12 protein-coding genes are annotated in these 13,029 nt (G+C 70.2%); 4 read left to right on the top strand and 8 right to left on the bottom strand.

The window, feature by feature from the left end:
* Window positions 1-72: 72 nt before the first annotated feature.
* The gene (locus ACIP79_RS33705; protein ID WP_401229471.1) at window positions 73-1,386 is read right to left on the bottom strand and encodes an MDR family MFS transporter; all 1,314 of its coding nucleotides are present in this window, start codon (window positions 1,384-1,386) and stop codon (window positions 73-75) included.
* Window positions 1,387-1,558: 172 nt separating this feature from the next.
* On the opposite strand from ACIP79_RS33705, the gene ACIP79_RS33700 reads away from it, so the two are divergent.
* A complete protein-coding gene (locus ACIP79_RS33700) occupies window positions 1,559-2,320 on the top strand; it encodes a phosphoglyceromutase (RefSeq protein ID WP_401229468.1) in 762 nt (253 codons plus the stop codon).
* Window positions 2,321-2,484: 164 nt separating this feature from the next.
* Here ACIP79_RS33700 and ACIP79_RS33695 read toward each other — a convergent pair whose 3' ends face one another.
* Together ACIP79_RS33695 and ACIP79_RS33690 are read right to left on the bottom strand one after the other, a co-directional pair.
* A complete protein-coding gene (locus ACIP79_RS33695) occupies window positions 2,485-4,101 on the bottom strand; it encodes a serine/threonine protein kinase (protein WP_401229466.1) in 1,617 nt (538 codons plus the stop codon).
* Between the two features lie 94 nt (window positions 4,102-4,195).
* The gene (locus ACIP79_RS33690) at window positions 4,196-4,894 is read right to left on the bottom strand and encodes an SDR family NAD(P)-dependent oxidoreductase (protein ID WP_401229463.1); all 699 of its coding nucleotides are present in this window, start codon (window positions 4,892-4,894) and stop codon (window positions 4,196-4,198) included.
* A gap of 156 nt (window positions 4,895-5,050) precedes the next feature.
* Between ACIP79_RS33690 and ACIP79_RS33685 the strand changes: the two genes are divergently transcribed.
* Window positions 5,051-5,893 (top strand): helix-turn-helix transcriptional regulator, encoded by an 843-nt coding sequence (locus ACIP79_RS33685; RefSeq protein ID WP_401229460.1) that lies wholly within the window; start codon window positions 5,051-5,053, stop codon window positions 5,891-5,893.
* Between the two features lie 129 nt (window positions 5,894-6,022).
* On the opposite strand, the gene ACIP79_RS33680 is transcribed toward ACIP79_RS33685, so the two are convergent.
* The 4 genes from ACIP79_RS33680 to phoU form a co-directional block, all read right to left on the bottom strand.
* Window positions 6,023-7,264: a serine hydrolase domain-containing protein gene (locus ACIP79_RS33680; RefSeq protein ID WP_401229457.1), complete on the bottom strand. Its 1,242-nt coding sequence runs from the start codon at window positions 7,262-7,264 to the stop codon at window positions 6,023-6,025.
* A gap of 133 nt (window positions 7,265-7,397) precedes the next feature.
* Window positions 7,398-8,399: an SMP-30/gluconolactonase/LRE family protein gene (locus ACIP79_RS33675; RefSeq protein ID WP_401229454.1), complete on the bottom strand. Its 1,002-nt coding sequence runs from the start codon at window positions 8,397-8,399 to the stop codon at window positions 7,398-7,400.
* A gap of 222 nt (window positions 8,400-8,621) precedes the next feature.
* Window positions 8,622-8,774 carry a hypothetical protein gene (locus ACIP79_RS33670; protein ID WP_383680608.1) on the bottom strand — a complete coding sequence of 51 codons (153 nt, stop codon included), beginning with the start codon at window positions 8,772-8,774 and terminating at the stop codon, window positions 8,622-8,624.
* Window positions 8,775-8,982: 208 nt separating this feature from the next.
* Window positions 8,983-9,672: a phosphate signaling complex protein PhoU gene (gene phoU, locus ACIP79_RS33665; RefSeq protein ID WP_401229451.1), complete on the bottom strand. Its 690-nt coding sequence runs from the start codon at window positions 9,670-9,672 to the stop codon at window positions 8,983-8,985.
* A 237-nt stretch (window positions 9,673-9,909) separates the two neighbouring features.
* Between phoU and ACIP79_RS33660 the strand changes: the two genes are divergently transcribed.
* Together ACIP79_RS33660 and ACIP79_RS33655 are read left to right on the top strand one after the other, a co-directional pair.
* Window positions 9,910-11,184 carry a sensor histidine kinase gene (locus tag ACIP79_RS33660; protein WP_383680605.1) on the top strand — a complete coding sequence of 425 codons (1,275 nt, stop codon included), beginning with the start codon at window positions 9,910-9,912 and terminating at the stop codon, window positions 11,182-11,184.
* On the top strand, window positions 11,181-11,861 hold the full coding sequence (locus ACIP79_RS33655; RefSeq protein ID WP_009340348.1) for a response regulator transcription factor: 681 nt from the start codon (window positions 11,181-11,183) through the stop codon (window positions 11,859-11,861). Before ACIP79_RS33660 ends, ACIP79_RS33655 begins: the two co-directional genes overlap by 4 nt.
* 131 nt (window positions 11,862-11,992) lie before the next feature.
* Here the strand turns inward: ACIP79_RS33655 and ACIP79_RS33650 are convergent, their stop codons facing one another.
* Complete coding sequence (locus ACIP79_RS33650; RefSeq protein ID WP_401229447.1) at window positions 11,993-12,685, bottom strand: DUF461 domain-containing protein; 693 nt, start codon at window positions 12,683-12,685, stop codon at window positions 11,993-11,995.
* Window positions 12,686-13,029 lie beyond the last annotated feature (344 nt).

Genomic DNA, 13,029 nt, shown 5'->3' with positions numbered 1-13,029 from the left:
ACGCCGTTCTCGCGGACGGTCGTACGCCGTTCTCGCGGGTGTACGACGTGCAGGGCGGGCCCGTGACCGGGTTCAGGCGGGGCTGACCTTGGCGTCGATGCCGGTGCCGGTGCCGGTGCCGATGTCGGTGACGATGCCGGCGTCGGACTTGGTGGCGGCGGGCACCGGCGTGCCCCACGGCTCCTCCGCCGGAAGGCTTCGCATCAGCACCCCGTACCCGATCCCCGCCACCGTGCCCACCACCGCGCACAGCCCCCACAGCCACTCCGCGCCGAACCGGTCGATGACGACGCCGGACATCAGCGGCGCGATGAGCGCGGCGAGCGCCCAGGACAGGGTGTACATGCCCTGGTAACGGCCGCGGCCCCGCACGGGGGAGAGCCGCACGACGAGCCCCGTCTGGGTCGGGGCGTTGACGACCTCCGCCAGGGTCCACACGCACACGGTGAGCGCGAAGACGCCGATGGACCCGGCGAAGGCGGTGAGCCCGAAGCCGTAACCCGCCAGGAGCGAGGAGACGACGAGCAACCGCATCGGATCGCGGTGCTCGATGAACCGGGTGACGGGGATCTGGAGGACGACGATGAGTACGCCGTTGACGCCGATCGCGAAGCCGTAGTCGGCCGGGGTGAAGCCGGCCTCGCCCATCGCGACGGGGAGGCCCACGAACCCCTGCTGGAAGATGAGGGCGACGAGGAAGGACAGGCCGACGACGCTCATGAAACGCCGGTCGCGCAGTACGGTCCCGAGCCCGACCCCGTCTCCCTTCCGGGCCTCCTCGGGGGCCTGGACCGGCCTGGACTCCGGGAGCTTCGCGAAGACGACGAGCGCGCAGGCGAGGGTCATGCCGGCCTCGATGAGGAAGCCGGCGAGGTAGCTGAACTCGGCGATGAAACCGGCGGCCATGGAGGAGACGGCGAAGCCGAGGTTGATGGCCCAGTAGTTGAGCGAGAAGGCTCGTACGCGGTCCTCGGGCCGCACGATGTCGGCCATCATCGCCTGCACGGCGGGCCGCGAGGCGTTCGAGGTGGCGCCCACCAGGAAGGCGACGGCGGCGATGGCGACCGGGTCGTGCATGAACCCGAGCAGCGCGACGGAGAACGCCGTGGACACCTGGGCGATCAGCAGGGTGGGCCGCCGCCCGAGCCGGTCGGTCATCACCCCCGCGCCGAGCGAGGAGACGACCCCGCCGAGGCCGTGCAGGGAGGCGACGAGACCGGCGTACGAGGCGGAGTAGCCGCGGTCGAGGGTCAGATACAGCGCCATGAACGTGGCGACGAAGGCCCCGAGCCGGTTGACGAGGGTGCTGATCCACAGCCACCAGAACTCGCGGGGGAGCCCGGAGACGCTCTCACGGACGGCGCGTCTCATGACGGCGAATGGCATGGGGACCCCACGGAGGTAAGCGCGGATGTAGCGCAGATGTAAGCGGCTCGGCTGTTCAGTGCAACTTACGAACGACCGGCCCCGCGGGGCCACTCAATTAACAGATGCCGTCAACTGTCCGGCCTCCGGGCGGGCGCGCGAGGTGGTGAGGGCTTCCATTACGCTCGGACCCATGGCCGACGCACCGTACAAGCTGATCCTCCTCCGCCACGGCGAGAGCGAATGGAACGCGAAGAACCTGTTCACCGGCTGGGTGGACGTCAATCTCAACGAGAAGGGCGAGAAGGAGGCAGTGCGCGGCGGTGAGCTGCTCAAGGACGCCGGCCTGCTGCCCGACGTGGTCCACACCTCGCTCCAGAAGCGCGCGATCCGCACCGCGCAGCTCGCGCTGGAGTCTGCGGACCGCCTCTGGATCCCGGTCCACCGCTCCTGGCGCCTGAACGAGCGTCACTACGGCGCCCTCCAGGGCAAGGACAAGGCCCAGACGCTCGCCGAGTTCGGCGAGGAGCAGTTCATGCTCTGGCGCCGCTCGTACGACACGCCGCCGCCGCCGCTCGACCGCGACGCCGAGTACTCCCAGTTCGACGACCCGCGCTACGCGACGCTGCCGCCGGAGCTGCGCCCGCGGACGGAGTGCCTCAAGGACGTCGTCGTCCGCATGCTTCCGTACTGGTTCGACGCCATCGTCCCCGACCTCCTCACCGGCCGTACGGTCCTGGTCGCGGCCCACGGCAACAGCCTCCGCGCCCTGGTCAAGCACCTCGACGGCATCTCCGACGCCGACATCGCAGGCCTCAACATCCCCACCGGCATCCCCCTCTCCTACGAACTGGACGCCGACTTCAAGCCGACCAACCCGGGCGGCACGTACCTCGACCCGACCGCCGCCGCGGCGGCGATCGAGGCGGTCAAGAACCAGGGCAAGAAGAAGTAACCAGACGTCAAGGAAGCCCCCGACCTGCGAGTTCCTCGCGGGGCGGGGGCTTTTTGGTGGGGTGTGCGTATGGCTTCAAGCCCCACGCGTCCGACTGAGAGGTCGGACCGGGGTCGCAGGAACGCGGGCGTCGTCAAGGTGCGCACGGTTCCCGCGTCGGTCGTTCAGTCGTTGCGGTTCAGGGAGCCCACCACCGTGGCGGGGTCGGTGATCTCGTAGAAGAGCTGGTCGCTGCCGGAGCGGGTCAAGCGGATATCCACCTCGGTGATGCAGTTGGAGTTCTTGGTGATCTCCTCCCGGACCCGGACGCCACCGGGCGACTCCTCGGTGAGGATCCAGTGACCGCTACAGCCGAGGGACGGGTAGTCGACTGTCGCCACCCGCTCTCCGACCTTCCCATCGGTGTAGCTCGCCTTCACCGTGTACTCCTGCGAGCCGTCCTGCCGCAGCAGTCCGCTCCACTGTCCCTCGTAGGTGAACGACTTCCCCGACGGTGACTTCGTGGGTGACTCCGTGGGCTCCGGTGAGCTGCCGTCGCTCGGGGGCGACGACGCGGTGGCCGTTCCGGGATCCGCTGCCCGGTCGTCGTTCCGCCCGTTGTCACCCGGATTCACGAGCATCAGGACGACGGCCAAGACCACGATCGCGCCAGCGGTGAGCAGAACCGGTGCGAGCACGCGGTTACGGCCGCCTCCGCCGTTCGGCGGAACGACGGTCTGTCCCCATGGAGTTCGAACCGGAGTAGGCATCGGCATCGGCGCCAAGGTCGGCTTGGGGGGCGGCGTGGGCCATTGCCGGGGCTGACCGTATGCGGGAGCGTGCGTCGTCGGCATGGCGTGCAACCCCTGCGGAGTGTCGACCTGGGTCCGCGGCGGGGCCTGCGGGTCGTCGAGATCGAGCAGGCGGGCGCTCCTGCGCCCGATCTCCGCCGTCAAAGCCGGTGGGAGCCATGTGCTCCGCGGCTCACCGGCCGTCGCCGCGGCCGCCATCTCGGCGATCGCACGCAACGGCGGGCGCTGCCCGGGGTCCTTCGCCATGCAGCGTCGCACGAGATCAGCCAGCGTTTCCGGCAGTCCCTCCAGGTCCGGATCGTCCTCCACGACACGCATCATCAGCGCGTAGCTGCCGCTGTCGGAGTCGCCGAACGGATGCCGGCCCGTGGCGGAGAACGCGAGCACCGAACCGAGGCTGAAGACATCGCTGACCGCGGTGACATGCCTCCCCCTGACTTGCTCCGGGGACATGTAGCCCGGCGAGCCGATCACCGCTCCGGTCCGGGTGGCGACGCTGGCGTCGGCCGCCCGCGCCACCCCGAAGTCGATCACCCGGGGGCCGTCGAGGGTGAGCATCACGTTCGACGGCTTGAGATCCCGGTGCACCAGTCCGCTGCCGTGGATGTTCTGAAGCGCCCCGACCAGCCCGGCGGCCAACGACCACACCGACTTCTCCGGCAGCCGCCCGTCGTGCCCTGTCACCGCCTCGTGCAGGGTGAGACCGGGAACGTAGCCCGTGGCGAGCCAGGGAGTGGAGGACTCGGTGTCGAAGTCGAGGACGGGAGCCGTCCACGCACTGTCGACGCGCTGCGCCGACCGCACCTCGGCAAGGAACCGCCGCCGGAACTCCTGATCGTGGGCCAGCTGCGCATGGATCACCTTGACCGCGGCCATCCGCCCCTGGGCCCCGCGCCCCAGATACACCAGCCCCATGCCGCCCGCGCCGAGCCGGCCGAGTAGCAGGTAGTTGCCGATCCGGGACGGATCCTCGGCCCTGAGTGCTTCCACGCTGATCCGCCTCCCCCGAAGCAATCGATCAATGGGTACCCACATTCTGGACCGTTGACCGCCCCCGTGGAGCCGACTCGGCCATGCTCGTGTTTCACGACCAGGGCAGTGGGCCCTCGCGGTCGATGAGGCGGCCCGACGCTGCGTCGGGGCCCTCGGTCGCGAGGTGGACGATCGCGTCGGTGCCCTCGGTGACGGTCTGGGGGCCGGTGTGGGCGTTGAGGTCGGTGGCTGTGTAGCCGGGGTCGGCGGCGTTTACGCGGATGTCCTTCAGGGACTTGGCGTATTGAGTGGTCAGCATCGTGAGGGCCGCCTTCGAGGCGGTGTAGAGCGGGGCGATCACGGAGGACTCGATCCGGGCCGGGTCGTGGGTGATGGCGAGCGACCCCATGCCGCTGCTGACGTTGATGATGACCGGGTCCGGCGACCGGCGCAGCAGGGGGAGGAAGGCGGTGGTCGTGCGGACCACGCCGAAGACGTTGACGTCGAAGACACCGAGGGCGTCCGTGCCGGTCAGCTCGCCGGGATCGCCGTGCGGGCCGTGCACGCCGGCGTTATTGATCAGTACGTCGATGCCGCCCTCGTGCTCGGCGACATCGGCGGCCGCGGCGGCGACGGAGGCGTCGTCGGTGACGTCGATACGGACGAACCGCGCGCCGAGCGCCTCCGCGGCCGCTGCGCCCCGTTCCGGATCGCGGGCTCCCAGGATCACGGTGTGGCCGAGGGCGACGAGGCGGCGGGCGGTCTCATGGCCGAGCCCTTTGTTGGCTCCGGTGATGAACGTGGTGGTCATGACTCGATCGTCCGCACCGCACCAGTGCTCCGCCAGGGACGCATCGACCGTAGGAACCGCAGTACCAGGACCGGATACCGGATGGGGGACCGGCTACCAGGTGGGGGACCGGCTACCAGATGAGGGAGGGGGAGGGGATGGGGCACGATTGATGGCATGGCGACGAAGGAGAGGGCTGGGCTCGGTGCGACGATCCGGGCCTGGCGAGAGCGGCTGTCCCCACCGGCCGAAGGCCCGCCCTCCGGTCGGCCGCGCCGCGCGACCGGGCTGCGCCGCGAGGAACTCGCTGAACGTGCCGGTCTCTCGGTCGACTACATCGTGCGCCTGGAACAGGGACGCGCCACGGCACCGTCCGCCCAGGTTGTCGCCTCACTCGCGCGCGCCCTGCGGCTGACGGACGCCGAGCGCGACCACCTCTACCGCATGGCCGGACTGGTCCCCCCGAACGGCGAACCCATCCCCGATCACCTACCGCCGGGCGTTCACCGTGTGCTGAGCCGGCTCGGCGACGTCGCGGTCGCCGTGTTCGCCGCCGACTGGCAGCTGATCTGGTGGAACCCCGGCTGGGCGGCGCTGCTCGGTGACCCTTCGGTGAAGGCACCGGAACTGCGCAACTTCGCCCGGGAGCGTTTCCCGGTCGGCTCCGACGACGTACGCATCGCCGCTTGGCCGGTGTCCGTGCGGAACAGCGCCGACTCGGATCTCGCCGTCGTGTCCGACCTGCGCCGCGCGACCGGCCGTTTTCCCCATGACGCCCGCCTGGCGGAGCTGATCCGGGAGCTGACCGAGGGCAGCCCGGCCTTCGCCCGGCTGTGGGCGAGCGGCGGGGTGGGCGCCCACCGCGAGGACCGTAAGACCGTCGAGCATCCGACGGCCGGACCGGTCGAGGTGGACTGCGACGTCCTGACCGACGGTGACTCCGACCTCAAGATCGTGATCCTGTCCGCCCTGCCCGGCAGCGATGACGAGGCCAGGCTGCGGCGGGCCATGACGACCTAGGCCGCCGCCGTGACCAGGTGGTGGAAGCCCTGGGTCGTGCGCGGGTGGGCCGCGCCGCTCCCCCCGAACCCGCGGCCCCCAAACCCGCTCCCCCCGAACCCGCAGCCCCCGGAAGCGCAAACCGGCCCGCTATTCGCAGAGCGCCGTGTCCAGGGCAGCCTCGACGTGTTCCGCGGCGGGCAGCGACGTCGGGAGGGCGGTGACGGCGATGGTGGCCGCTCGGCCGTCGGGGGCCACGGCGTTGCGGGTGGTGTAGCCGGGGGCGTTGCCGCCGTGGGTCCAGGCGTAGCCGCCGCAGCTGAGTTTGAAGGTGGCCAGGCCGAGGCCGTAGTGCCCGTCACCGACCGTGTCGAGGCCGGGGGCGTCGACGGTCGTCCGCATCTCCTTGAGCTGCGCCGGCTTCAGCAGCTTGCCGCCGAGGAGGGCGACGAGGAAGCGGTTGAGATCACTCGGGGTGCCGATCAGCTGGCCCGCCGCCCAGCCCGCGGAGGGGTCGTTCTCCGTGACGTCCGTCATCGGAGCGTCCGGCGCGGTCGCGAAGTAGCCCCGCGGGTGCGGACCCTTGATCGTCTGGTCGCCGACGCCCGGCCAGGACGTGTGCCGCAGACCGGTCGGCCTGATGATCCGGTCGGTGATCTCCTCGCCGACAGGGCGGCCGGTGACCTTCTGGACGAGCAGCCCGGCCAGGACGTAGTTGGTGTTGCTGTAACTCCAGCCGGTGCCGGGGGCGAACAGCGCCTTCTTCGCCAGGGCCATGTCGAGTACCTCCCGCGGCTCGAAGTAGCGGTGCCGCTGCTTGGTGAGGTAGTCCTCCAGGACCTGCTCGTCGTAGTCGGGCAGTCCGCTGGTGTGCTGGAGCAACTGGCGGACGGTGATGACCCGGCCGTCCATGCCGTCGCCCCGTACCAGCCCCGGAAGGTAGTCCTCGATCGGCGCGTCAAGGTCGATCCGGCCCTCGCCGACCAGTTGCAGCACCACCGTGGCCGTGAACATCTTGGTGTTGCTTGCGATCCGCACCCGCCCGTCGACCGGGACCTTGGCGCCGGTCCTCAAGTCGCCCACCCCGGCGGTGTACTGGCGGGTCCGCCCGTCGGGCTCACGCACCGAGGCGAGCGCGCCGGGGAACCCGTCGACCTCGACCAGCGCGTCTAGGCTCTCCTGTACGGGACCCCCGCCCCGCCGCGCCGGATCGCTCTCCCGAACCGAGCCGTTCTCCCGGACCGAGCCGCTCTCCAGCGCGCTAGCTCCCGGTACGTCGAGCGCGGTCGTCGCGACGAGACCGGTCAGCACCGCGAGAACGGACACCGTCAGAGCGGGGCGCCGACGGCCGCGGGACCGCGGGGCGGGGGAGGGGGAGACGGACGAGTTCATGGGACAACTCCTTGCCGGAGGGCTGCTGTTGACTGCCTCCAGCCTGTCTCCGGCAAGGTCGCGCATCGATCCCGCGCACTGCCCGGTGCCGGTGGTGCAGGCACTACCCCCTGCCCCCCCGCCCGCCCTCGGATCAGAGGGGAACGGCCACCCCGTTGAACGTCGTGTCGGGCAACTGCGGGCTGGTGAAACGGGCGTTGACGAGGTACAGGCGGTCGCCGTAGCGGGCGGCGGTGGTGGGTACGTCGAAACGCGGGTCGGTGATCGTACGGCGCAGGGTGGCGGTGGTGGCCTTGGCGTCGAGCTCGAACACGGTGACTATGTTGAGGCGGTTCTGTACGACGTACAGGGTGCGGCCGATGCGGACGAGGCCGTCGCCGTTGACGACGTTCTCCGCGCCCACCAGCGTGATCCTGCTCGCGTAGCCGGTCCTGAGGCTCACGTTGTAGAGCTCGCCCGGGGTGCTCTTGACGACGATCAGGCCGCGTCCGTCGGGGGTGCCGACGATGCCGTTGGCGTTGTTCACGTTCGGGGTCTGGACCCAGTCGCCGGTGAGCGGCAGCGCGCGGACCGTGCCGCGGCAGCCGCGCGGTACGCCGTGGAGCACCGCGTCGCGCGAGTCGGTGAACCAGGCGCGGTCGCCGAGCAGGATGACGTCGTTGATGAAGTGGCCGGTGGCCTCGGTCAGTTGGTGGGTGGCCACCAGTTCGCCGGTACGGGAGTCGTGGATCCGCGCGACGCCCGTGCTTCCGGCGACGTAGAGCAGGCCGTCGTCGTCCAGCTTCAGGCCGACGGACACCAGGCCGGTGCCGCCCGCGAAGAGGACCTCGCCCTCGCCGGTGCGCAGGTCGGTGCGGAGGATGGCGCCGTTCGCGCGCGAACCCATGTAGGCGTACGGCCTTCTGCCGATGGTGATGCCCTCGGGGAGGAAGCCGTCGGGGAGCGGGAACTCGGTCGGCCACGCGGCTTTCGGGGCTGCGGCGTTCGCCGTGCCGGCACCTGCGGTGACCGTGTTCGCCGTACCGGCGCCTGCGGCGTTCGCGGTGCCGGCGCCCGCGGTGACCGCGAGCGCGGCGACGGCGGCACCGCCGAGAACGGTGCGCCGGGACGGCTGGGGACGGTGGTTCTGGGGCATGGTTCCAGGCCTCCGTGAAGAGTGGGGATGTGCCTCAGAAGCTCCAACTCACTCTGGAGTTCTATGAGTTCGCAACGGACCGCCCGCCCACCGGGTTCCCCGCCACCCCTCCGCACCCCGTAGCGGTTCCCCGCCCTCGCCCCTCCGAGCGCCCAGGACACGCGAAGGGGCCCCGTCACAAGGACGGAGCCCCTCGGCGTACGTATCCGCGCCGCTACGCGATCAGCCGCACTGGCAGGGATTGCCGGACTGGCATCCGCATCCGCATCCCGAGCCGCAGCCGCAGGCGCCGAACAGTGGGAGGTTCTTGATCTCGACGGGCTGCTGGGTGTCGAGGTCCTGTGTGGGGTCGGGCGTGCTGGGGGATTCGGCCATGGGTCCCTCCTTCAGGCACGAAGTGTGCGAGGCACGCTGCACCGCACAGCTCCTGTCGCCCATTCCATGCCCACTCCCGGGGGCGCAGCAACGGCGCAAGCTCGGCGCACCGAGGCTCGCGCGCGCCCCCGGAGTGCGGGGAGAACCGGGTCCACCGCCGCACGGCACCCCGGCACCTCCGCCGCACGGCAACCCGGACCCCCGCCGATCAGACCCCCTCGACGCCCGTCACCGGCTGGATGTCGGGCTGGAGCTCGTCCGCGTGCTCGCCAGTCACCAGGTACACGACGCGCTTGGCGACGGACACCGCGTGGTCGGCGAAGCGCTCGTAGTAACGGCCCAGCAGGGTGACGTCCACGGCGGTCTCTATGCCGTGCTTCCACTTGTCGTCCAGCAGGTGCTGGAAGAGCGTGCGGTGCAGGAGGTCCATCTCGTCGTCGTCCTGCTCCAGCTGCATCGCCAGGTCGACGTCCTTGGTGATGATGACCTCGGCCGCCTTGGCCATCAGGCGCTGGGCGAGCTGGCCCATCTCCAGGATCGTGGCGTGCAGGTCGTGCGGGATCGCCCGCTCGGGGAAACGCAGGCGGGCCAGCTTCGCGACGTGCTGGGCCAGGTCGCCGGAGCGCTCCAGGTCCGCGGACATACGGAGCGAGGTGACCACGATCCGCAGATCCGTGGCCACCGGCTGCTGGCGGGCCAGCAGAGCGATCGCGCGGGCCTCCAGCTCGTGCTGAAGATCGTCGACCTTCTCGTCGGCGGCGATCACGCTCTCGGCCAGTTTCAGGTCGGAGTCGAGGATCGACGTCGTGGCGCGTCCGATCGCCGACCCGACGAGCCGGGCCATCTCGACCAGGCCCTCGCCGATCGAGTCAAGTTCCTCGTGGTACGCGTCCCGCATCAGGATGTCCCTCTCTCACGTCAGGTTCGGGGGTCCGGGGGCTGGATCCTGACCATCGGAAATACCCGCCGAACAGGCCCCGTGAACCCCACGCTCCCACGTTCCGGCCTGTACGCGTCCGTTTCCGGCCCCCTAAATGAACCATCACTGGCTCCTGGGTGAACTCTGGGCGACGAGTGTTCGAGGTCGCACTCGGATGGCTGTGGCCTGGGCCGACGACATGCCTAACCTGGAGGCATGGACGTGAACGCGGCGGTCGCCGCAGCGGCAGCGATCGCCGGAGTGCTCACCGGTGTCATCGCCATGCTGGCGTTCCGCTGGAGCGAGCGCGACCAGAAACGGCCAACCCGCACCTCGCTTCATACGGATCCAGTACTTCCGCCCGGCGTGGACACGGTGCTGTCCGTGCTCCGCTCCTCCGCCGTCGTACTCGACGAGGCGGACGCCGTGGTCAAGGCCAGCTCGGCCGCGTACGCCCTCGGGCTGGTGCGCGGCGGCAAACTCGCCGTCGAACCGATGCTCCAGATGGCGCGTGACACCCGCCGGGACGGGGAGATACGACAGGTGGAGCTGGATCTGCCGAGGCGGGGGACGGGGCGCGGGGAAGCTCTCGCCGTCTCCGCCCGGGTGGCGCCGCTCGGCTCCCGGCTGGTCCTCCTGCTCGTGGAGGACCTCACCGAGGCCCGGCGCATCGAGGCGGTACGACGCGACTTCGTCGCGAACGTCAGCCATGAGCTCAAGACCCCCGTCGGCGCCCTCAGCCTGCTCTCCGAAGCTGTCATGGACGCCTCCGACGACCCGGAGGCGGTCGAACGCTTCGCCGGCCGGATGCAGATAGAGGCCACCCGGCTCACCAACCTCGTCCAGGAGCTCATCGACCTCTCCCGGGTCCAGAACGACGACCCGCTGGAGGACGCCGAGCCGGTCCGTGCCGACGATCTCGTCGCCGAGGCGATCGACCGCTGCCGCCACCAGGCCGGCACGAAGCAGATCACCATGGCCGCGGGCGGCACTGCCGACCTGAGGGTCTGGGGCAATCGGGGCCAGCTGGCCGCAGCCCTCGGCAACCTCGTGGAGAACGCCGTCAACTACTCGCCCGCCCGCACCCGGGTGGGCATAGCCGCGCGCCGGGTGACCGCGCCCGGCGGAGACCTCATCGAGATCGCCGTGACCGACCAGGGCATCGGCATCTCGGAGAAGGACAAGGAGCGCGTCTTCGAGCGCTTCTACCGCGTCGACCCGGCCCGTTCCCGTGCCACTGGTGGTACGGGGCTGGGGCTCGCGATCGTCAAACACGTGGCCGCCTCGCACGGCGGGGAGGTCACGGTGTGGAGTTCCGAGGGACAGGGCTCCACATTCACCCTGCGGCTGCCGGAGGCGGGTGCGGCCCGCGACCGCGTGACCGAACACCACATGCCCGGCCTCGACGAAGAGGACGAGCAGCCCACCGACGGGACGACCACCGTCACATCCCCGTATGACCCGCTTCCTGCCCCGGAGGTCCTTCCGTGACCCGTGTGCTCGTCGTCGAGGACGAGGAGTCCTTCTCCGACGCCCTGTCGTACATGCTCCGCAAGGAGGGCTTCGAGGTCGCCATCGCGACCACCGGGCCCGACGGACTCGACGAGTTCGAGCGCAACGGCGCCGACCTCGTCCTCCTCGACCTGATGCTGCCGGGCCTGCCCGGTACGGAGGTCTGCCGCCAGCTGCGCGGCCGCTCCAACGTTCCGGTGATCATGGTCACCGCCAAGGACAGCGAGATCGACAAGGTCGTCGGGCTGGAGATAGGGGCTGACGACTACGTCACCAAGCCCTTCTCCTCCCGTGAGCTGGTCGCCCGTATCCGTGCCGTGCTCCGCCGCCGCGGGGAGCCGGAGGAGGTCACGCCTGCCGCGCTGGAGGCCGGCCCCGTCCGGATGGACGTCGACCGCCACGTGGTCACCGTCTCCGGCTCCAAGGTCGACCTCCCGCTCAAGGAGTTCGACCTCCTGGAGATGCTGCTGCGCAACGCGGGCCGCGTGCTGACCCGCATGCAGCTCATCGACCGGGTGTGGGGCGCCGACTACGTCGGTGACACCAAGACGCTCGACGTCCACGTCAAGCGCCTGCGCGCCAAGATCGAGCCGGACCCGGGCGCGCCCAGGTACCTGGTCACCGTCCGCGGTCTCGGCTACAAGTTCGAGCCGTAAACCGACACCGACACCGACACCTGCACCGGCACCGGTCGCGTACGCCTGCTGCTACCGCGTACGCCTGCTGCTTACGCACGACGAAGGGCGGCACCCCTCGGGGTACCGCCCTTCGTGCATGACCGGAACGGTTACTCGGCGGCCGACTCCGAGGCCGACACGCTCGCCGAGGCCGCGTCGGTGGGCGTGCCCGACACGGACTCCGACGGCGAACCGGACGGCGACTGCGAGCCGGACGGCGACTGTGAGGACGAGGCGGACTCCGACGGCTCGGAGCCTGCGCCCGCCGAGGCGCTCGGCGTCGCGGGCACCTCGCTCGGGCCCCACCCGGTGAAGTAGCTGTCGGCCGGGACGACGAAGGCGCGCAGGCTCACGTCGCCCGTCTGGCTGAAGCCGAAGGTGACCTGCTGCGCGTTGCCGTCCTTGAGGGCGTCGCTGCCGCTGGTCAGTACCGCGGCGGCGTTGTCCTTGCCGCCGAGGATGACGTAGCCGCCGGCCGGGATCGTCAGCTTGCCGGAGCCCTTGGCGGGCTTGATCTCGGCGGACTTGCCGGTGCCGGCGACGGTGATCGAGTCGAGTGTCTGCGGGGTGTCACCGTTGTTGAACACGGTCGCGGAGATCGCGGCCGGACCCGCTGCCTCCAGGTCGGGCTGGGTGATGACGACAGCGTTCTGGATCTTGATGTCGCCGACCGAGGTCGCGGCGTTGTCCGGCTTCACTTCCAGGGTCTGTGCGTTGTTGCCGGCGGCGCACGCGGCGAGTGAGGCGATCGAGAACGCGAGGGAGGCGGCGGCGAGAGCGCCGCGTCGAAGGCTGCTGCTCACGGCTGCGGCAACTCCTTGAACGTGGGCGAAACAGAGCGGCTCAGTTGTAAAGCCGTCCTAAGGGTGTGTCAGCGGGCTTAGGTTACCGAGCCGTTCCCACGCCGCCGCACCCGACCCGCCCCTTCGCGCCGACGGGCTCCCGTGCGCCCTGCGCGCGCCCCGTCCGTCGCGCCCGGCACTTCCGTCACTTCCGCTACTTCGAGCGCGTACTCGTCCGGCATTCACATAACTTCCACGGACTGTCGCTCGCGGATTTCATACGGGGAATGTCCGGGCCCGAAAAAATTGATCACCGGTAGATCATCGGTAGATCCTCGCAACACCAATGGCGGATCATCGGTCGA

It is taken from the genome of Streptomyces sp. NPDC088747 (assembly GCF_044751025.1).
Lineage (GTDB): Bacteria > Actinomycetota > Actinomycetes > Streptomycetales > Streptomycetaceae > Streptomyces.
The sequence above is the reverse complement of the archived record's forward strand: the minus strand, read 5'-3'. Positions and strand labels throughout refer to the sequence as shown.